Annotated in this window: 14 protein-coding genes; 7 read left to right on the top strand and 7 right to left on the bottom strand. The window is 45.9% G+C overall.

Annotated features, from left to right (window positions below):
* Positions 1–437 precede the first annotated feature (437 nt).
* The 4 genes from NDI35_RS27620 to NDI35_RS27635 all read left to right on the top strand — a co-directional run bounded on the left by NDI35_RS27620 (position 438) and on the right by NDI35_RS27635 (position 8,013).
* Positions 438–1,760: a YtxH domain-containing protein gene (locus NDI35_RS27620; protein WP_445315497.1), complete on the top strand. Its 1,323-nt coding sequence runs from the start codon at positions 438–440 to the stop codon at positions 1,758–1,760.
* Positions 1,761–2,646: 886 nt separating this feature from the next.
* The gene (locus tag NDI35_RS27625; RefSeq protein ID WP_445315498.1) at positions 2,647–2,784 is read left to right on the top strand and encodes a hypothetical protein; all 138 of its coding nucleotides are present in this window, start codon (positions 2,647–2,649) and stop codon (positions 2,782–2,784) included.
* 1,134 nt (positions 2,785–3,918) lie between these two features.
* Positions 3,919–6,723 carry a hybrid sensor histidine kinase/response regulator gene (locus tag NDI35_RS27630; protein ID WP_445315499.1) on the top strand — a complete coding sequence of 935 codons (2,805 nt, stop codon included), beginning with the start codon at positions 3,919–3,921 and terminating at the stop codon, positions 6,721–6,723.
* Positions 6,724–6,735: 12 nt separating this feature from the next.
* Positions 6,736–8,013: a hybrid sensor histidine kinase/response regulator gene (locus NDI35_RS27635; RefSeq protein WP_445315500.1), complete on the top strand. Its 1,278-nt coding sequence runs from the start codon at positions 6,736–6,738 to the stop codon at positions 8,011–8,013.
* Positions 8,014–8,072: 59 nt separating this feature from the next.
* On the opposite strand, the gene NDI35_RS27640 is transcribed toward NDI35_RS27635, so the two are convergent.
* Positions 8,073–8,813 (bottom strand): SIMPL domain-containing protein, encoded by a 741-nt coding sequence (locus NDI35_RS27640; protein WP_445315501.1) that lies wholly within the window; start codon positions 8,811–8,813, stop codon positions 8,073–8,075.
* A 125-nt stretch (positions 8,814–8,938) separates the two neighbouring features.
* Between NDI35_RS27640 and NDI35_RS27645 the strand changes: the two genes are divergently transcribed.
* Both NDI35_RS27645 and pcrA read left to right on the top strand, forming a co-directional pair.
* Complete coding sequence (locus tag NDI35_RS27645) at positions 8,939–9,322, top strand: YkvA family protein (RefSeq protein WP_445315502.1); 384 nt, start codon at positions 8,939–8,941, stop codon at positions 9,320–9,322.
* Positions 9,323–9,530: 208 nt separating this feature from the next.
* Entirely contained in the window at positions 9,531–11,897 is a 2,367-nt protein-coding gene (gene pcrA / locus NDI35_RS27650) for a DNA helicase PcrA (protein ID WP_445315503.1), read from the top strand.
* Between the two features lie 151 nt (positions 11,898–12,048).
* Here pcrA and NDI35_RS27655 read toward each other — a convergent pair whose 3' ends face one another.
* The 4 genes from NDI35_RS27655 to NDI35_RS27670 form a co-directional block, all read right to left on the bottom strand.
* A complete protein-coding gene (locus NDI35_RS27655) occupies positions 12,049–13,323 on the bottom strand; it encodes an FGGY-family carbohydrate kinase (protein ID WP_445315504.1) in 1,275 nt (424 codons plus the stop codon).
* Positions 13,324–13,653: 330 nt separating this feature from the next.
* A complete protein-coding gene (locus NDI35_RS27660; protein WP_445315505.1) occupies positions 13,654–15,066 on the bottom strand; it encodes a GUN4 domain-containing protein in 1,413 nt (470 codons plus the stop codon).
* 195 nt (positions 15,067–15,261) lie between these two features.
* On the bottom strand, positions 15,262–17,097 hold the full coding sequence (ilvB, locus tag NDI35_RS27665) for a biosynthetic-type acetolactate synthase large subunit (RefSeq protein ID WP_445315506.1): 1,836 nt from the start codon (positions 17,095–17,097) through the stop codon (positions 15,262–15,264).
* A 431-nt stretch (positions 17,098–17,528) separates the two neighbouring features.
* Positions 17,529–18,827: an MFS transporter gene (locus NDI35_RS27670; protein WP_445315507.1), complete on the bottom strand. Its 1,299-nt coding sequence runs from the start codon at positions 18,825–18,827 to the stop codon at positions 17,529–17,531.
* Between the two features lie 356 nt (positions 18,828–19,183).
* Here NDI35_RS27670 and NDI35_RS27675 point away from each other — a divergent pair, with 356 nt between their 5' ends.
* Positions 19,184–19,522 carry a P-II family nitrogen regulator gene (locus tag NDI35_RS27675; RefSeq protein ID WP_006633346.1) on the top strand — a complete coding sequence of 113 codons (339 nt, stop codon included), beginning with the start codon at positions 19,184–19,186 and terminating at the stop codon, positions 19,520–19,522.
* A 154-nt stretch (positions 19,523–19,676) separates the two neighbouring features.
* Here the strand turns inward: NDI35_RS27675 and rdgB are convergent, their stop codons facing one another.
* Together rdgB and NDI35_RS27685 are read right to left on the bottom strand one after the other, a co-directional pair.
* Positions 19,677–20,264: an RdgB/HAM1 family non-canonical purine NTP pyrophosphatase gene (rdgB, locus tag NDI35_RS27680; protein WP_445315508.1), complete on the bottom strand. Its 588-nt coding sequence runs from the start codon at positions 20,262–20,264 to the stop codon at positions 19,677–19,679.
* Between the two features lie 28 nt (positions 20,265–20,292).
* A complete protein-coding gene (locus tag NDI35_RS27685) occupies positions 20,293–20,901 on the bottom strand; it encodes a hypothetical protein (RefSeq protein WP_445315509.1) in 609 nt (202 codons plus the stop codon).
* Between the last annotated feature and the right edge of the window lie 99 nt (positions 20,902–21,000).

The raw sequence follows: 21,000 nt of genomic DNA on the forward strand, positions 1-21,000 counted from the left end.
TTCTTTTTCTATATCTTTTTGTTGCAGTTGTAAGTTATTCATTTTTTATTGTCACAATCAAGTATTGCATATAATTATATCATAGTCTTGATAATGATTTAGGATTGCTATATAAGATAAAAAAACGTTAATTTAAATTAATAAGCTGGCACTCGACATTTTTTTTATAATACTTATTAATCATTTAATCTGTAAACAAGTCTGTATACATAAGTTATTTTTGCATCGCTAAGCTAATACTGTTCCAGATGTGCGATGATCGCCCGCCTCCAGCTTCTTCAAGGTCGAATGAACAGAGAGCCGCTAGCGCCGTAGCGGTCAGTACCTTTAAGAATCTACTTCTTAAGTAACAGTCCAAATCTAGTTCTCAGGCAGTAGATTTTCTGAGAAGTATATAGTTAGCCTAGTAAATGTAGCAGTAATACCCAAGGATATCTATGACTGATAATAAGCAGCCTTTTAACCAACCTGAAGCAAATCCTGACTTCCGGGAAAAGAATGTTGACAATAGCGAAAACGCGCAGCTTCAGGCTCAGACTAACGAAAATGCAGAATCACAGGAAGATCAATCATCAGGTTCAGGCATTGGTGCGAGGATAGCTGGAGCAGCAGTCGGTGGTATACTAGGTGCTCGCTCTGGAGGCATTATTGGTGCTGTAGCAGGCTCAGTTGCTGGCGCGATGATTGGTAAAGGTACTGCTGATACTGTTAACCGTGCTGTAGATAATTTAGGGGATGCAGCACACGCTGTAGCAGACGGTATTACACACACTGTAGAAGACCTAGGGACAGTAGTAAAGGAAACTGCTGAGGAAGTTAAACCATCTATCAAAGCTACAGCAGAAGCGGTCAAGGAGACTGTTGAGGAAACCAAGCCTTCGATTAAAGGTATAGCCGAATCTGTCAATGAGACAGTTAGGGAAGCCAAGCCTTCTGTAGTAGATGCAGTTAAGAGTGCATCCGAGGAAGTCAAACCTACGATTAGAGAAGTAAAAGATTCAGTCAAGCAGACAGTCGAAGGTGTCAAGCCTTCTATACAAAGTGCAGCGGACTCTATTAAGAGTACGGCTGATGAAGTTAAGCCTTCTGCCAAAGCTGTAGCTCAAGAAATTGAGGGGGCAACTAAGGAGTTTAGATCGACTGTAAAAGATACAGCCAAGGCAGTTGAGCCATCTATAAAAAGTGCAGCCGAATCGCTTCAGTCATCTGGCAAGAGTGCAGCCGAATCAATGAAGTCGTCGGCTCAAAGCGCCGCCGAATCGGCCAAAGGTGCAGCGCACGATGTTAAGTCATCTGCCCAAAATGCCGCCGAATCTGCCAAAGGTGCAGCGCAGGATGTGAAGCAGGATGTTAAGTCATCTGCCCAAAATGCAGCCCAATCTGCTAAAGGTGCAGCGCATGATTTTAAGCAGGATGTTAAGTCATCTGCCCAAAATGCAACCCCATCTCCTCAAGGTGCAGCGCATGATTTTAAATCATCTGCCCAAAATGCAGCCGAATCTGCTAAACCGCCAGTGCCTGATTTTAGGTCCCCTGCCCAAAATACAACCCCATCTGCTAAAGGTGCAGCGCATGATTTTAAATCATCTGCCCAAAATGCAGCCGAATCTGCTAAACGTGCAGCGCACGATGTTAAGTCATCGGCCCAATATCTAGCCGAATCCGCCGAGGAAAATAAGGATAGCGATATTCACATCTCCGGCAGTCCTGAACTCAAGGATCAAGTGGTCATTAATGACAAGAGAATCATTAAGGACTAGGTAGAGTAAGGACTTAACTCCAGCTTGTTAAAGGTAGCGCTAAGAGAGTATAACAGAGAGTGGATCTGAGAAAAGAGTCCACTCTTTTCTGTGTATGAGAAATGCGATCGCCTAGGGTTTAATGGAGAGTCTATTTATTGAGGAACTCTCCCCCTGGAAAAGGAAAGATTCCGTTCATAGTTCGTCAGGACTTACGCAACTGCCACATGGTGATGAGTGCTCAGGCCCTCACCTCTCACCGTAACCCGTCCTATTAACCTACAAGTTGACAACCTGAGCAAAACATTGTAGGGATTTTCGATCGCCCGAAAGTGCGATCCTCTACGAGGGCAACGCTTACGTACACGGCTTGACAAATCGAATTCCAAGAGTGTATGTAGTCTTTCAGAGCAAATAACTGATCCGGCTGCCCCGGTCAATTGACAACAGCTATAATCAGAATATTTTAATTACAGTACCGATGAGATTTACAAAACTCAACTACTGTCAATATTTATTAAGCAGTTCTATCAACTACACGCTAACCCATTTGGGCAGACCATTTAGAAAAAATCAGTCATGATGTGATTAATAGGTATCTCATTCAATAAAAACTCACCCCTCAGTTGTTATGGGATAATGTGGAACCGCTGATTACAGCTTATGTTGACGCTTATTTAATCTTTGATGATACAGTTTTACATAAAAAATAGGGTGAAGATATTGAATTGACAAAATCGACAATATAGCGACACTGAACCTAAAGTAATTAGAGGTATAGGATTACTTAACTGTGTATATGTCAATCCTTAAGCTCAGTGTTTTTTGGTAATTCATTACCGGATTTAGGGCCCTGATGGCGACGGAAAAACCCAAATATACCATTTGCTAGAAATGCTGCAAGGGGTTGTCAACCAATACGACTCTCGCTTTTAGAATAGCCTTAATAGATGCTTGCTATGCCAGTCAAAAAGTCATGCAAGCTATTGACAAGCAAGGAACTCGCATTTTCCTCGATTCCGTCGTTTATGCCTTCTTAAATTGAGAAGTCCCCGAAAGCATTGCCCAAAATTTTCTACCTCAAAATCTCCCAATTAGCGAGGCGATTGATGCACTCATCTTAGTCTGAGAAGTTTCTAAGGCCGAGGGGTGGCTCAATCAGATAATGTCTATTCCATTCTCAGGAAGGATTACTTTTTGGATGCGATCGACCTTTGTAGAGAATATGGGCGAAATACGGTAGTTCGATCGACTATCCTTGATTTCTGAAAACAACCTCAACTATTGATGAGTGGCGCTGTCGTCCTTTCAGACTGCGGCGGCTGTGAAAATTGGTCGATCGAACTTATCCAAAATCACACGCAAGTGCGATCGCCCGTCTGTCTGAGGCACAGGTTACATTACCCATTGACAGCAATATATTAAAGCGGCTTAAGTTGCAAGGATGAGGTTATCAAACTCACAGCGATAATCTACTGCGAGCCGACATGGAGGCTCATCTATAAAGTGTTTTTATCCTTCTGAGAAGGCAACGTCTCATTTTTAAAATTTCGTTTTATTCTACTTTAAGGATGCGCTCGGCAAAAAACTCTCGATCGCATTTATTTAAGGCTGTTTCCTTAAGTATTGGCAGCCCACCATCAAGTATCTATTCGGCAAAACGGCTAGTATAATTCCCTGATATTTATTTTCCCGGAGAGCGTGAACAACACCTATATAACGCGCTTGCCTTAGAAACCCGGTTTTCTGATCCATCTTAGATTGAGCAGCCAAGTATCCAGAAAGAAACCGGGTTTCTAAGATAAGAGTGCCCAAGTCCTAATTTAATTGCAACCATCTATTGTTGACTTTGTTGTTACTGCGATCGAGTTTATCCAACAAAATTATAGAAGTGCTGCTGTGTGTGCTATCGGGCGAAATATTGAATTGGAGGGCGCCAAATATTTTATTAAATCCTTTTTGGGTTAATATCAATATATAAACACAAATTAGGGGATTGTAAAAAAAGGGAGAGCGCCCGATACTTTTTTATCAAAAAATAGATTCAGCGAATGTGCTCGCTCGAAAATGATACCCGCCTCCGTACTTTCTTAACTTCCGGTTTTTTGGAGAATCCTGAAAGCCTAGCTGCAAATCACAAGATTACAATAGTATTTTCACGCTGCAATCGTGAGTTGCCATGTCATCATCTCAGCATTCAATCTTCAAGAAACTGATTAGTAATGCGCCGCTGCGAACCGTTTTGATTGTTCCGTTCGTGCTGCAGATTATGGGTGCAGTCGGCATTGTGGGCTACTTATCCTTCCGCAACGGACAGAAAGCAGTCAACGAGGTGGCATCTCAACTGCGGACTGAAGTGAGCAGCCGCATTGACCTGCATCTAGACAGCCAGCTCAACACAGCCCGTCACCTTGCTCAGGTGAATGCCGATGCCTTCGACGTGGGATTGCTCGCTCCCAAAGATTTAGATAAAATATCTCGTTTCTTCTGGAAACAGATGCAATTATTTAATGTGGGCTACATCAGCTTTGGCGCTCCAGGAGGCGAGTTTGCGGGTGCTGGATATCTAGAGGGAAATATTGTTTCTTCTGCCTTCATTAATCCCAAGCAACGGGGCTATCAAAATTATTACTTATACAATTACAATACAGATAATCAGGGCAACAAAACTACGCTTATTGATATATACAAAAACTACGAGTTCCCGAAAGAGCTGTGGTACTCAAACACGGTAAAAGCTAGAAAACCCACATGGGTTTTATACCAGTGGAAAATCCCGCCGTATCCTCTGGCTGTTTCTGCAAATCGCCCGATTTATGACAAGAACAATCAACTGATTGGTGTCATCGGCATCGACCAGCGTCTTTCGCAAATTAGCGATTTCTTGCGTCACATCAAAGTCAGCAAATCCGGCAGAACGTTTATTGTGGAGCGCAGCGGGCTAATTGTGGCGAGTTCCAGCAACGAGCAACCCTTCAAACTGATTAATAACAATCCCGAACGGTTAAACGCATTGGAAAGCAGCGATCGACTGATCCGATCGACATCTCAATATTTAGTAAAGCATTTCGGCGGCTTCAACAAGATAAAAGATACTCAACAGCTTGATTTCTTGCTGAATAAACAACGGCAGTTTGTCGAAGTTTTGCCCTGGAAAGACGAATGGGGATTGGATTGGTTGGTAGTTGTTGCGGTTCCTGAATCCGATTTCATGGCACAGATTGATGCCAATAGCCGCACCACGATTCTATTTTGCCTCGCGGCCTTAGTTGTGGCAACGGTTGTTGGTTTTTACACTTCCCGCTTGATTACCGAGCCGATCGTACTCTTGAGCAATGCCTCATCCGCGATCGCCTCCGGGAAATTCGATCGCAGCGTGGAAGTCTCCGGGCACAATGAATTGGGCGTGCTTTCCCAATCCTTCAACGACATGACGAAGCAACTGCGCGACTCTTTCCGAGCTCTAGAAAACACCAACGCCGAACTCGAACAGCGCGTCGAAGAACGCACCGTCGAACTCAAACAAGCCAAAGACATGGCAGACAGCGCCAACCGCGCCAAAAGCGAATTTTTGGCTAACATGAGCCACGAATTGCGGACTCCCCTCAACGGCATTTTAGGATACGCGCAAATTCTCCAGCGCAGCGAACCTCTGACGCACAAAGGGCGCGGCGGCGTTGATATCATCTATCAGTGCGGTTCGCACCTGCTAACGCTGATTAATGATGTGTTGGATTTGTCGAAAATCGAAGCCCGAAAACTCGAACTGCATCCCGTCGCCTTTCATCTGCCTTCATTCATCCAAAGTGTTGCGGAAATCTTCACGCTTCGCGCTCAGGAAAAAGGAATTACCTTTGATTTGCAGACAGATTCGCAACTTCCTATAGGGGTTTTGAGTGACGAAAAACGTTTGCGCCAAGTGCTGCTGAATTTGCTGGGAAATGCGGTTAAGTTTACGGAAAAAGGCAGAGTTATTTTTCAGGTTAAAGTCGTCAGAATTGCTGAGTTTTGCGATTTAACTTCACAGTTAGAAAACTCCTCTCAAAAATTATACAAAATTCGCTTCCGAGTCGAAGATACAGGCCCGGGAATGAGGCCCGATCAACTTAATAAAATCTTTTTGCCTTTTGAGCAAGTAGGTGATGTTCAGAAGCAATCGGAAGGCACCGGATTGGGACTCGCGATCAGTCAAAAGATTGTGGCTTTGATGCAGAGTGAAATTGCGATCGAAAGCCGTCCAGGAGTTGGCAGTATTTTTTCCTTTGAAGTGGAACTCCCGGAGGCCCAGGATTGGGCTGATAGTTCGAGAATTATGGAACAGGGGGCTGTACTAAGCTATTTGGGCGAAAAACGCAAAATTCTGGTGGTGGATGATAGGTGGGAAAACCGGGCTGTGCTGGTGAATTTACTGGAACCATTAGGATTTGAGATGATTGAAGCTGCTGACGGCAAGGAAGGGTTCGATCGAGCTTTAGCGATGATGCCAGATTTAATCCTCACCGATTTAGCGATGCCCGTGATGGACGGGTTGGAGTTGTTGCGCCAAATCCGCGCTCATCCTCAACTGCGAGAAACGATCGTGTTGGTGACCTCTGCTAGCGTGTTTGACATCGATCGCCACAAGAGTCTGGATGCAGGCGGCAATGATTTTTTGCCGAAACCAGTGCAGGCAAGTTTGTTGCTGGGGTTACTTCAAAAATATTTGCAACTGGATTGGGTGTATGACGAAACAGTAGATGCGGACAAAAAAGGGCAAGAGGCGATCGGGCAAAGCAAAATGCAACTGCCTGCGATCGAGATTTTGCATTTATTAAATGAACAGGCTCAAGCTGGCGATTTGGACGGGGTAATCGAGATTGCGGAGCGGATTCAAACAGCAAATCCAGAACAAGCGATTTTTGCTAAAAAAATACTCGTTTTGGCAGAAGGATTTCAGGTCAAACAATTGCGGGCATTGATTGAAGAACATTTATCAGAAGCGTAAGGAAAAAACATCATGTCTGAGTCAGACAAAAAATTTATTTTGATAGTAGATGACAGTTCCACAAACTTGTCTGTTCTGTCGCAGGCCTTAAAAACAGCAGGCTACAAAGTGCGAGTCGCAGTAGACGGCGAATCAGCGATGGCGATGCTGGAAAAATGCGCGCTCGATCAAAGAAAAACCCCTTTCCCGGAACTAATATTGTTAGACGTGCAAATGCCCGGAATCAACGGCTTTGAAACCTGTCGCCAGGTCAAAGCCAACCCCGCGACAAGGGCAATTCCGGTCATTTTTATGACCGCCTTAGCAGATGCCCAAAGCAAAATAGAAGGTTTGTCATTAGGTGCAGTGGATTACATCACTAAACCCTTTGAACAAGAGGAAGTAATTGCCAGAGTTAACATTCACTGGCGACTCAAACAGTTAACCGACAATCTGGAACAGCAAGTTACAGAACGCACCTGCGCTTTGCAACAAGCCCAAGTACAAGTAGTGCAGCAAGAAAAACTCTCGGCCTTGGGACAACTCGTTGCAGGAGTCGCCCATGAAATTAACAATCCGCTGAGTTTTATGGTCAGCAACATTGGGCCTGCCAAGGAATATCTGGCTGAGATTGCAGGACTTCTTAGCCTCTATCAAAAACACTATCCTGAACCTGCATCCGATATCGCTATCAAGATTGATGAGATAGATTTGGAGTTTGTGATGGAGGATTTTTCTCACCTTTTGGATTCAATGCGAATAGGCACTGAACGCATTAAAGATATTTCGCTGTCGCTGCGGAATTTTGCGCGTTCTGATGGAGATACTGCCACTGCGTTCGATCTCCACGAAACTTTAGATAGTACGCTGCTGCTGTTAAAACATCGGCTGAAGAATCGAGGCGTTCGCCCCGCAATTGAAGTTATTCAAAACTACGGTAAATTGCCCCCGATTAAATGCTATCCTGGGCCGATGAACCAGGTGTTTATGAATTTGTTAGCAAATGCGATCGACGCTCTGGAAGATGCCTGGGAAAAAGACCAACGTTCCCTGAAAATTACAATTAGCACGGAAGTGTTGCGCGAAAGTGCGATCGTCCGAATTGCCGATAACGGGTTGGGAATGGCGGAGGAGATTCAACAACATTTGTTTGAACCTTTGTTTACGACAAAAGCGGTGGGTAAAGGAACCGGGCTGGGATTGTCCATTGCTAAGCAGATTGTGAAAGATAAACACGGCGGTCAATTGTGCTGCAAATCTACCGCTGGTGAGGGAACCGAATTTGCGATCGAACTTCCTATGCAAGTTTAAAATCTAAAATGGTATGACTTTGTGCCAGCAATAAAAATCGCTGGCAAGTGCGATCGCAATCAATATCCAAATTGCAAAGTCACAGAAGCTTCTACCTGCTGTTCCCCTCCCACCACTGGCGTTGTAACATTAGCAGCAGCAGCGCGATCGGCAGCAAACTGCCGATACATAGGAGGCGGCGCGCTAGCACCGTTGACTTGAATGCCCAAAATCTCTCCCCGCTTGAGGTTGAGCGCGCTAAAGGCTGCATCCGCTTGCGCTTGAGCATCTTGAGTTGCTTTGCGGAGTGCTTGTTTTCGAGCAGATTCGATCGCACTTTCGGCGGCGGCAAAACTCACGCCGTCGATGCGTGTGGCTCCGGCATTCACCGCATCGTCGAGCAAAGTGCCGGCAGATGCAGTATTAATCCGAAAACTGACGGTATTCGTCGCCGTATAGCCCGTCAAGCGCTGTTGGTTGTTGTCGTAGTTATAAATGGGATTGAGGGAGATGCCGGCAGTTTCGAGTTTTTCGACTTGGCGCGATCGCAGCAACTCTACCACAGCGGACGATCGTCTCGCCGCTTCCTGCTGCACCTCGGCCGCCGTTTTCCCCTGCACCTCAACCCCCAGCCGCACTTGCGTTTGAGTTGTAGGAATGGCTTCCACACCCCGCCCAGTAACAGTCAGCGTTCTGATCCGCTGTTCTTGAGCCACCGCCGGATCTAATCCCACGAAACTGACGAGAGTTAAGGTTAAACACAACGCTGTTAGCAGACTGCGGAAATTAATGCGATCGCGACGTTGCAAATTTGAATTCATAAACTTGATTCTCCTCACATACAACAGATGCTATACTTTACCTTCCCACTGAAAGTGCTAAATATCCGGGTTGTTACATTTTTAGCAACTAAAAAAAGTATTAGTCATTAGTCATTAGTCATTATATGCAATGGTTAAAACAAGCTGCCCGCCGACTAAAAAAAGAGACTTATGCTGTTTATTTAGCCAGTACAGACCAGAGAGTACCTTGGTACGCCAGAATTTTAGCAGGGCTTACGGTGGCCTACGCTTTTAGCCCGATCGATTTAATTCCTGACTTCATACCGGTTCTGGGCTACTTGGACGATTTGATAATTGTACCCTGGGGAATTTGGCTGGTACTCAAGATGATTCCGCCACAGGTTTTAGCAGAGTGTCGGGAAAAAGCAGCCGCAGAAATAGAGCGAGGAAAACCGATAAATCGGGCTGCCGCTGTTGTGATTATTTCCATTTGGATTGGCTTGGGAGTATTAGTAGGAATGTGGCTGACACGGATATTTAAACGTTAAAAAAATTACCTATCTATTTATAGTGTAGGGTGGGCGCCGAACACCTTGCCTTAAACAACTCGCTTGGCCAAAAAATATTTAAAGTTTAAAAAATCACCGTTCTAGTTATAATATAGGGTGCGCCTAGCGCACCTTACGTTAAAAGAACTCGCGGTATCGCATACGAAGTATTATTGACCCCTTAAAAAATTAAACTAACTTTCTAGCTATGACTCAAACCACTGATTTCCTCAGCCACCTCAACCCATCTCAGCGCCAAGCAGTCGCCCATTATAACGGGCCGCTGTTAGTAGTAGCGGGCGCTGGTTCCGGCAAAACCAGAGCTCTAACTTACCGAGTTGCTAACTTAGTTCGCACCCATCGAGTTGATCCTGAAAATATTCTGGCGGTGACATTTACAAATAAAGCCGCCAGGGAGATGAAAGAAAGAATTGAGAAATTGCTGGCAACTCAGCAAGCTGAAGCCGAATATGGCAAACCTTTGGTAGACTTAGCCCCGGATGTGCAGACGAAATTGCGATCGCACATTTACAAAAAAATTACCAAACACATTTGGATGGGGACTTTTCACTCTTTGTGCGGCCGCATTCTCCGCTACGATATTGAAAAATACCAAGACGAAAAAGGCCGCCAGTGGAAGAAAAACTTTTCGATTTTTGATGAGTCAGATGCTCAAAGTATCGTCAAACAAATCGTCACTAAAACACTGAACCTCGACGACAAGAAATTTGATCCGCGAAAAGTCCGCTATGCCATCAGCAACGCTAAAAATAAAGGGTTGTCGCCTCAAGAATACCACGCAGCAGAACCGGATTATCGAGGTCGTGTGATTGCCGATGTTTACAGTCGCTACCAAGACGCTTTAGCAGCCAACAATGCCCTAGATTTTGACGATTTAATCCTCGTTCCCGTTAAACTTTTGAGCCAAAACGAGGAAGTATTAAGTTACTGGCATAAAAAGTTTTGCCATATTTTAGTTGATGAATACCAAGATACTAACCGCACTCAATACGATTTGATTCGGATGTTGGTGACAAATAACGCCGACCCGAAAAACTTCGATAAATGGCAAAATCGCTCAATTTTTGTCGTGGGCGATGTCGATCAATCAATTTACAGCTTTCGGATGGCAGATTATACCATATTGCTGGAATTTCAAGAGGATTTTGGAGATGGTTTGTCCGACGAAAAAACTGGGACAATGGTAAAATTAGAGGAAAATTATCGATCGCGCGAAAACATCCTGCAAGTGGCGAACCACTTGATCGAACACAATACCGAACGGATCGAGAAAATTCTGCGGCCGACTCGCGAACCGGGAGCTCCGATTGTTGTCTGGCGCGCCGACAACGAATTAGATGAAGCGGAATTTGTAGCGGGTCAAATTCATTCCTTGAAGCGCCAAAATTCCGAATACGAAAACGGCAGTAACTTTGCGATTCTCTACCGCACAAACGCTCAATCTCGCTCCTTTGAAGAAGCGTTAATGCGTTTAGACATTCCTTACAATATTGTCGGTGGCCTGAAGTTTTACGATCGCAAAGAAATCAAAGATATCCTAGCATACCTGCGGGCGCTTGCCAATCCCGACGATAGCGTCAGCCTCAAACGCATCATCAATACTCCCCGTCGCGGCATTGGGGATACCACATTTTCCAAAATCGAAGACGCTGCAACTCAATTGGGGATTCCGTTGTGGGAAATCCTCAGCGATGAATCTTCTGTCAATACTCTAGCAGGGCGATCGGCAAAAGCTATTATTAAGTTTGCCGAAATGATTGGTCGTTGGCAATCGCAAGTCGAAACCCTGCCGGCTTCGCAAATTGTCCAAGGAATTATCGAAGATTCAGGCTACATTCAAGATTTAAAAAATCAAGGAACCGACGAAGCCACAAATCGCATAGAAAACGTCATAGAATTGTACAATGCAGTGCTACAATTTGAAGAACAAAACGAAGAACCGACGCTGACATCATTTTTAGCAAAAGCATCTTTAGCATCCGATTTAGATGACTTGCAGGAAGAAGATTCTCGCGTGTCGCTGATGACGCTGCACTCAGCAAAAGGGCTAGAATTTCCTGTAGTATTTCTAGTCGGAATGGAACAGGGTTTATTTCCCAATTTCCGCAGTTTAGACGACCCGAAAGCGATCGAAGAAGAACGCCGTTTGTGCTACGTCGGCATCACTCGCGCCCAGGAATTGCTATTTCTCACCCACACTCGCGAACGCCGCTTGTGGGGAGGTTTCCGGGAACACTGCACCCCTTCGCTATTCTTAGGGGAATTGCCGACACATTTGCTGGCTGGAAGTGCGAAGAAAACTCAAGCCGGGAAAACGGCTGCATCTAAGGGAAAAACTAATAATTCAGCCGCTAATTCCGGAAGTTCTCAAGCGGGAACCAATGGACAATCGACGGATTGGCAAACGGGCGATCGGGTTTTTCATCATGCTTTTGGAGTTGGAGAAATTACGCACGTTTTAGGGGCGGGAGACAAAATTAATCTGGCAATTAAGTTTTCGGGTTTGGGCAGAAAAATTATCGATCCGAGAACAGCTAAGTTGCAGCGAGTGTAAGTAAAAATATCAGAGTTGGCGGCGGTTGAAACCGCTTCAATAAACAAGATTACCTCCCTTCGCAAAGTATATTGCAAAGCATCTGCGTTAATCTGTGTTAATCTGCATAAATCTGCGGTTTCCCTATCCATCAAAGATTTATGCAATAAGCCTAATCTGTAACACTTCGCATTGCTAATAACGCCGTCCCATAAGCAGCGGCAGTATGAATTGGCGTGACTACAGGCACTTCTAAATAACGCTTTCTAATCGCACTCCAAACCGAATTTTTTGCCCCGCCGCCAGCAGTATAAACTTTTGTCAAAGCAGTTGCACCCAATTCTTGCAATAATTGATATCCCCGCGCTTCAATCCGCGCTATACTTTCTAGCAAACCGTGCAGAAATTCCACTGAATCAGTTGGACGCGGTTCGAGTCGGGGCGGCAAATTCGGGTCGTTAATCGGAAAGCGATCGCCCTTTTTCAACAATGGGTAATAATCCAGCAAACTCTCTTGTGCTGGATCAATTTGTGTGCTATAATTCTCCAACTCAACATCAGTAAAAAAATGCCGCAGCACCGCACCTCCGGTATTAGAAGCACCTCCAACTAACCACAAATCGCCTAATTTATGACTGTAAATTCCGTATCTAGAATCATCTACGCGGGTATGACTTAACAGTTTGACTGCTAGTGTAGAACCGAGAGAAGTTACTGCTTCCCCTGGTAAATTAACACCGCTTGCTAAAAATGCTGCAATGCTATCGGTTGTGCCAGCACAAACTATAGAATCGCGGGGAAAACCGAAGCGATCGCCCACTTGAGCTCTCACTTCCCCCACAGGCGTGCCCGGTGCGACAACTTGCGGCAATTCAGGAGTTGCAGCCCCCGCAATTCCCTCTATCAGCCAATTCGGATAGCACAAAGTATCAACATCGAAACCGAGTTTCAAAGCATTGTGATAGTCGCTAATTCCCAATTTTCCGTGCAGCAGAAATGCCAGCCAGTCAGCTTGATGTAGGAAAACCGTAGGGGCGGTGCCCCCGTGCCCGCCCTCCTGCAACCACAGGAGTTTGGCCAGACTGGATGTAGCGCTCAATACTGTGTGGTTATCCGGCGCGATCGCCCGCAACCTCTGTGTCACCGCTGCACCGCGCGCATCATTGTATAAAATCGGCTCGCATACTGGTATACCGTCGGTATTGCACAGCATGACAGTGGAGGATGTGCCGTCAATGGCGATCGCCCTTACCTGATTGCGGATTGTTGGGGGAATTTGCTCGATCGAATCCCACAGCGCATTTTGCCAAACCGATGGCAATTCAGGCAGTTGTTGCCCGTTGTTGGCAAAAGTATATTCTGTCTCACAATGTATTGTACCCTGGGAGTCTATGACAGTCGATCGCGCGCCAGTCGTGCCGAAATCTATTCCCAAATAAAGATTCATTTGCCACTCCCGCGAATTTTCCTATTTTGAGTAAACCACAAAGTTTATTTGCGTCTTATGGTTGTTTCATTCCTCAGCTTCTGCTGCGGCAATATCAGCATTTATCTGCTCTTTATTGGCGTATTCTTTAAATAGGGGATGATTTTCTAAGTTGCGATCAATAGATCTGATAATTTTTATGTCTGCTAAAGGTTATGTTGTAAATTCTATTTCATAGGGCATATCTAAGCTGTACATATTTTAATAGAATTGGTGCATTACTGTTCGTTAATTCACCCTAGATTCGTAAAAAAGGTTCGAGAATAAATACTTGACAAAGGGCTGAAAGCGCTATAGATTACAGCTTACAGCTCTCGATGCGAGAGAAGAACCATAACGCCACTTCACACCCAAACCCCGGAACCCACCCCACCACCCACACAATTGCCTAGGGAGATGGCCCTCTGGTGCTTGCAGATTAAAGGTTAAATCATTGTAGTTCAACCAATCTTTCCTCCCCTTTCTGCTCTTTCGCCAACCGACGCGATCGCCTAGCTTCTTTTCAGTATCCCAATCAACTTTGCCGCCCACTTCCAACCAAATTTTTTTCTGGACGCTAAAACCAAAGCGACCCTGACTATATTTTACCCACAACTGGTCGATGGTGCGTAAATCATCGCAAGGAAAATTATCAATTGAGTCCGTATCAAAATAATCTTCTTTCTCCCGTCTCGCAGCTTTCAGCATTACCTTTATTGTTTCCTGATCCGCCTCTTTCCACTTTCCTGCTGCTAATAAATCCCGCAGACGAGTATAGTCAACACCCTGCGCTGATTTAAGCAAGTCTGGTGGCGGTGGCGGTGGAGGTGTTTGAGTTGATAATTGAGGTGATCGAGAAGCAAGAGCCTGCAACACTTCAGTAGCAGATTGATAACGTTTCTTAATAGCAGGTTGTATCATTTTATCTAAAATCTGACCCAGTTCCGAACTGACAGATGTTTTTAAGTGTTCTCGCCACACCCACTCAAACTCGCTATCATCGAATAAATCAATCGGCTCAACCTGAGTTAACAGACACAGACAAGTCACACCCAGACTATAAATATCACTAGCATGAATCGGTTTACCGTTGGCTTGTTCTGGTGCCATATATCCAGCCGTCCCGATTCTCGTTCCCGTTAGCCCTAGAGCCGTTTGTGTCGCATATTTCGCGGCTCCAAAGTCAACTAAAACCAGTTGCCCATCTTGCCGAAGAATAATATTTTCTGGCTTGATATCTCGGTGAATAACTTGGCGAGAGTGAATGAACTCGAATACTGGCAGTAAATTATTAAGCAAGTCGCGAATCTGCGTTTCGCTAAAATATCCCTTAGATTCTAGTGCTTCGGCTAAATTTTCACCGTCGATGAATTCTTGGACTAAATACTGCCGTCCATCTTGACTAAAATATGCTAATAAGTCGGGAATTTGAGAATGTTTACCCAACTGTTCTAGGCGGACTGCTTCCAGCTCAAATAACTCAGCAGCTTTCTGGATACTAGAAGTGCCTTGAAGTTGGGGGTAGAATTGTTTAATAACGCAGGGAGGTTTTGAGGGTTTATACTCGTCAATAGCTAGAAAAGTGCGCCCAAATCCCCCTTGTCCAATAATTTTTTGGGCTCCATAGCGATCGCCCAATAGCAGTTTATTCCCGCATTTTTGACAAAATTTTGTAGAGCCAGACGGGTTTTTGAATAGGCAATCCGGGTTTAGACACTGGCTCATAAAATATGCTTGCAGATTACAGATTAAAGCTCTCGATGCGATGCCAGCGGACATGGTGTTCCATGTGAAACAGCAGATCCCGGTAAGGACATCGCATTGCCTTTCATCGTGTCAACTTAACCCGAAAAACCGCTTAACCCGAAAGATCGGCAGGGGTTTAAACCCCTGCCAAACAAGGCATTGCCGTGTCCCTAGTTAAACTTTTGTCCCGCACTCAGGACAAAAGTTATTGGTCGAAACATTCTTAGCGCCGCAACTCGGACAATAAACCAACTCCGCAGATTGCAACTTGCTACGATCGGGCAAACCAACCATTTGAGCGTTGCTCTTACCTGGAACTACCATCGGATAGCAGTTTTCGTCCCTCGTTACCTTCACGTTCATCAGCACCGGGCCGTCGTGAGCGAGCATTTGAGCGATCGCATCTTTGAGTTCCTCCGGCCCTGAAACCTGCATCCCCTTCACCCCGTAAGCTTCAGCCAGCTTCACAAAATCCGGCATCCCTACAGTCATATTCGACGACGAATAACGCTCCCCGTAGAACGCCTGCTGCCACTGCCGCACCATTCCCTGCCAGCCGTTATTTACAATAACAATCTTGACATTAATGCCGTATTGTGTTAGCGTTCCCAGCTCTTGAATATTCATTTGCACGCTAGCATCGCCAGCAATACAAATCACTTGCTCATGCGGCAGCGCCATTTTAGCGCCCATCGCCGCCGGCACCCCGAAACCCATCGTGCCCAAACCAGCGCTGGAAATCCAGCGGCGCGGCCCGTTGTTCAAGAATTGAGCCGACCACATTTGATGTTGACCGACATCTGTTGTGTAGTAAGCATCCGGCGCTTGGGTAGCCAACTCCGAAATCACCTCTTGCGGAGACAAAATGTCTGGGTAATGAGGCACAACTAACGGATAGTCCTGTTTCCACCGATCGATCCTGTGCAGCCATTCCGCAGTCTGTCCGGTTTTCCCCGAAACTCCAGTTTCCCGACAGCGGCGCAGCAATTCGATCAAAACTTGGCGGACATCTCCGACAATCGGCACGTCAGGGCCGCGATTTTTGCCGACTTCCGCCGGGTCGATATCGATGTGAATCACCTTAGCCCGGGCGGCAAACTCGTCTAATTTCCCGGTCACGCGATCGTCAAACCTCGCCCCCACAGCCATCAGCAAATCGCACTCGGTAACGGCAAAATTAGCGTAAGCAGTGCCGTGCATCCCCAGCATTTTCACCGACAAAGGATGGTGTTCGTCAAAGGAACCTTTGCCCATCAGCGTTGTCGTGACCGGCAATTGGAAAAGTTCGGCCAGTTCCTTAATTTCCTCGTGGGCCCCCGCCCCGATCGCCCCGCCGCCCACATAAAGCAAAGGACGCTTTGCTTCCTTCAGCAAATGGATTGCTTGACTGATTTGCCGGGGATTTCCCTTCACCGTCGGCCGGTAGCCCGGAATTCTCACTGCTCCAGGTTCCACGGGCAGATAGTCAAATTCTTCTAAACCCACATCCTTGGGCACGTCAACCAAAACAGGCCCCGGCCGCCCTGTACTCGCGATGTGGAAAGCTTCTGCCACAATTCGCGCCATATCTCTGGGGTCGCGCACTACATAAGAATGCTTGACAATTGGCAGGGTAATCCCGTAAATATCTGTTTCCTGAAACGCATCAGTGCCGATCGCCGGACGGGGAACCTGACCGGTAATAATTACCATCGGGATCGAATCCATGTGGGCCGTCGCAATCCCCGTCACTAAATTAGTGGCGCCAGGGCCCGAAGTAGCAAAACAAACCCCAACTTGTCCGGTAGCGCGGGCGTACCCGTCGGCCGCGTGAGCGGCACCTTGCTCGTGGCGCACCAGAATATGTTTGATAGCGCCAGTTTCTTCTGCGCGGTAGAGTTCGTCGTAAAGCGGCAGAATTGCGCCACCGGGATAACCAAAAATATGCTTGACGCCGTGGCGGATCAAGCTGTCAATCAGAGCAAATCCACCAGTTGCACGTCTGATGGTCACTTTAGTTTTTAGTTGCACAGAATTTCCTTCCTTAAACTAATTATGATTTTTAATGAAAGCTTTTATACTACTTTAATCTTAATTAATGAAACTATGAAAATTTAAGTGGTGAGATTTTACGAAAGATTTCGCGATCGCACAGGGTTCGCCCGATCGAGACATTGTGGAACAGCAGAGGAAGAAAAGAAACAGAGGAAATAGCGGCCTCTATGCCGGTTTACCGCGATATGACCCTTGTATAGCATTCGTGATTCGGCATTCGACAAGAAAAACAATCATTTCAGCAATTAAGAACCTCCTAACCATCAGAGCGGTTGCGATGTTAGAGATCGATCGCTAAAATAAAGCCCTATTCCCTCTTCCCTCTTCCCTCTTCCTTCTTCCTGACCTCCGTTACATCCGTTACATCCCCTACATTGCTCGTTGCCGAACTTCCTTCTTGCCAAAGTTTACAGAACATCCTGCAATACTTTGCGAGTATGTTTCCAAGCTGCCATACCCATCACCGAGACCAAAAAGCCCAAACTCAGCAACACGATCCGCAAGCCGAGGTCATCCGAGCCTACTGCTTTGCTAACAGCATCTGTCAGCGGGCCGGTAATCGCTAAAGGCAGGCTCAGAGCAATATTAATCACATTGTTTTCAAATCCAAAGACTTTGCCCCGCATAGATTCTGGAGTTTTTTCTTGAATTAGAGCCTGCATCGGCCCGTTAATTAAGGAAGCACCAAAACCAAACAGAGCACTCAATCCGAATCCCACCCATAACTGTCGAGTAAAGGCAAACATTGCTAATACAAAACCCATCATCAAGAAACCGATTAAAGGCAGAGGTTTGTGGTGCATTCGATGACCCCAGTGTCCCAAAAATGCTGCACCGAAGACCATTCCAATTCCTGCTGCAGCGAGCAAAAAGCCAAATTGAGTTTCTTTGAGACCTATTTTGCCCGAAAGCGCGATCGCCAGCACCTGAAGCGCCGCAAACACGGAATACAAAATCGTCAACTGCACCATCGCGTTGCTGACAAGGTGATTGTGTTTCAAATAACGCAAACCTTCCTTGAGGTCTTGCCAAGGATGGACGTTTTTGCCACTGCTGCCGACATGACCTTCTTTGATCTGCATGGCATAGATCAAACCTGCTGAGATCAGGTACAACCCGCCCAGCAAAAACTCTTGAGAAGCTGATCCGAAGCTGTGTTTGACCCCACTAAACAGCGGTTCGCCGATCGTCATCCCGATAATAATCCCGCCCATTGTGGACGAGGCGAACAGAGCATTTGCTGACATCAGTCCCTCTCGCCCCACGGCCAGGGGGACGGCTGCCGCTTCTGCTGGAGCAAAAAATTGCGTTACGGTAGAGATCAAAAACGTCATCGTCAACAAAACCACAAAAGCTTTGGGCAAAAACGGCAAAGCTACAATCAATCCGGCTCGAATCACGTTGCAGGCGATCAGCATTTGCTTTTTGGAAAAGCGGTCTACCACGATACCGGCTACGGAACCAAAGACGATCGCCGGCACGGTGTAGGCGATCATCACCGCTGACAGCATAGAATTTTCCGAATGTTGCCAAGAAACCGGCCAGGGTCGGTAGTCGCCGGTTTTCAGCAGAATAATCAGCAATACGTAAAAGATTTTATCCGCCACTTGGGCCAATAATTGGCCCGTCCACAAGGCGAGGAAGGGGCGATTTCTCAGTAGGGCATCAAGCCCGCTGCGGTCAGGGGGAGGGCTGGCTGGGTGCATAGGAATAGTTTAACTGACCGCTTCTGGCAATTATAGTTTTCAGCAATACGTGCAAATCTGACATAGCAAAGCGGAAACCCGGAAAACTCCTGTCTCCTGCGTTCTTTTTCTGTTTTAGCAGATCAGCGGCGGGGGACGGCTGCTGCAGTCTTCTTAACTCTACCGCGATCAGCCGGAGCCGAGAACCCGCTCGCCCGGAAAATCCGAGAAGATTGTTAAAGCTTGGCGTGCATTTCATCGCGAGTACAAGATACGGTAATATACTTGACAAAATACTTGCTGCTGGCAGTGATATTAAAAGATGTCACGCCGATTAAGTAATATAACGAAGGTACTAACTGTTAGGAGTGAGAAACTTGAAAAAGGTTGAAGCTATTATTCGCCCCTTTAAACTAGACGAAGTGAAAATCGCACTCGTCAATGCTGGTATTGTGGGGATGACTGTTTCTGAAGTTAGAGGTTTTGGCCGTCAGAAGGGCATGACAGAACGCTATCGCGGTTCTGAGTACACCGTTGAGTTCTTGCAAAAGCTCAAGGTCGAGATTGTTGTGGAAAACGATCAGGTTGACATGGTGGTTGATAAAATTATCGCGGCTTCCCGCACGGGCGAGATTGGCGACGGCAAGATTTTCATCTCTCCTGTAGAACAAATTATTCGGATTCGGACTGGGGAAAAGAACTTGGAGGCAATCTAAGATACTGGGGCATTGGGCATTGGACATTGGGCATTGGTAATTGGTCATCGGTAACTAATCATTGCCAACGAAAAACCTCTTTCCTGTTTAGTTTTGATACCTAAGTGTCAATATCCAATGCCACAGTTACCCCATGTTTGGGCTTTTTTCCTCATTAGGGGTTGACAATGTTGGCTAGTTGTGGTATTAGCGCCAAGAATGCTCGGCCGCGGTGAGAGTGCGATCGCTTGATATCGGGTGTCATTTCTGCAAAAGTCTGTTGCTGTGCGGGTACGTAGAAAATGGGGTCATATCCGAAACCTCCCGTACCGCGAGGAGTGTGCAGGATTTCGCCTCGGCAAATTCCTTCTACTTGCAAGGCAATTGTACCGTCGGGACGGGCGATCGCGATCGCGCAAACAAATTGTGCTGCCCGGTTTTGTTCGCTTCCCAATTCTTTGAGAAGTCGAGATATCCTGTCAGCATCGGTTTTCCCGTAGCGCGCGGAGTAAATCCCAGGTTGGCTGTCGAGTGCATCTACCATTAAACCAGAATCATCGGCGATCGACCATTTGCCCGTTGCTTTTGCCACTTCCGACGCCTTCAAGCAAGCATTAGCAATAAAAGTTTCGCCTGTTTCTTCGATTTCCAACTCTTCCGGTTTTAGTTCCAATTCCCATCCCAAATCCTGAAGATAAACTTGCATTTCCTTGAGTTTACCCGGATTGCCCGTAGCTACAACTAACAATTTGCGATCGGTCATTATTTCTCTTAAAACTTACGGCTCCATATTAACAAACATATTGGGAAAATGGTTGCAACAAAATTCCCAAAATCTTATCAACATCTTGAATATAGTATTCAATCGGATCTATATAAACAGTAGTTTCCTTCAAAATCAAGAATTTCCAGTTAGTACCCGTCGTCACCGCGCCGTAAATGCGATCGACCTCAGTGTCTTGGTTTTGATTGAAACATTGGGCCGCTACCATTGCGGCTACGCATTCACCCAAACCGCCAATGATATCTTCCTTTTTTGCCTCAAAAATTGTTATAACCGGAGCACTGATGAACAATTGTTCTGAAGAACCGCTAATAATATAATCGCAAAATCCTTGCAAGCCTCTTTCTGGATCGACAGTAAAATCCTTACCGGAAAAAAGAGAAACTCGTTTGTTTAACAATCGCCGAACTTCTGCTAATATCGGGGCAATCAAAAATTCTGAGCGAGCTTTTTCTGTGGAAATAAAAGTTGCTAGCGGTACATAATCAATCAGGATTGTTGTTAAAATTTCTGATGGTGAAACTGGTTTTGTATCGGCAAATAAATTGCGACTTTCATCTAAGGTTAATCCAAAATCTTTTTTGACTCTCGCAAGGCTGAAATCGCTGTAAGCCATTTGCTTTTATCCTAAAATTTATCTGATATAGCAATAGTATTTCATTGGTGAGTAAGGTTTTTTTACGAACCGCGAAGACGCGTTAGGCGAAGCCGCGCG

This window comes from Microcoleus vaginatus FACHB-2002 (genome assembly GCF_040004035.1).
GTDB lineage: Bacteria > Cyanobacteriota > Cyanobacteriia > Cyanobacteriales > Microcoleaceae > Microcoleus > Microcoleus vaginatus_C.

What these genes read in the sequence shown, in the direction of transcription:
- NDI35_RS27640 (WP_445315501.1), bottom strand. Translation starts at nt 8,813, where the DNA reads ATGAATTCAAATTTGCAACGTCGCGATCGCATTAATTTCCGCAGTCTG.
- NDI35_RS27620 (WP_445315497.1), top strand. Translation starts at nt 438, where the DNA reads ATGACTGATAATAAGCAGCCTTTTAACCAACCTGAAGCAAATCCTGAC.
- rdgB (WP_445315508.1), bottom strand. Translation starts at nt 20,264, where the DNA reads ATGACCGATCGCAAATTGTTAGTTGTAGCTACGGGCAATCCGGGTAAA.
- NDI35_RS27635 (WP_445315500.1), top strand. Translation starts at nt 6,736, where the DNA reads ATGTCTGAGTCAGACAAAAAATTTATTTTGATAGTAGATGACAGTTCC.
- NDI35_RS27670 (WP_445315507.1), bottom strand. Translation starts at nt 18,827, where the DNA reads ATGCACCCAGCCAGCCCTCCCCCTGACCGCAGCGGGCTTGATGCCCTA.
- pcrA (WP_445315503.1), top strand. Translation starts at nt 9,531, where the DNA reads ATGACTCAAACCACTGATTTCCTCAGCCACCTCAACCCATCTCAGCGC.
- NDI35_RS27685 (WP_445315509.1), bottom strand. Translation starts at nt 20,901, where the DNA reads ATGGCTTACAGCGATTTCAGCCTTGCGAGAGTCAAAAAAGATTTTGGA.
- NDI35_RS27645 (WP_445315502.1), top strand. Translation starts at nt 8,939, where the DNA reads ATGCAATGGTTAAAACAAGCTGCCCGCCGACTAAAAAAAGAGACTTAT.
- NDI35_RS27660 (WP_445315505.1), bottom strand. Translation starts at nt 15,066, where the DNA reads ATGAGCCAGTGTCTAAACCCGGATTGCCTATTCAAAAACCCGTCTGGC.
- NDI35_RS27630 (WP_445315499.1), top strand. Translation starts at nt 3,919, where the DNA reads ATGTCATCATCTCAGCATTCAATCTTCAAGAAACTGATTAGTAATGCG.
- NDI35_RS27655 (WP_445315504.1), bottom strand. Translation starts at nt 13,323, where the DNA reads ATGAATCTTTATTTGGGAATAGATTTCGGCACGACTGGCGCGCGATCG.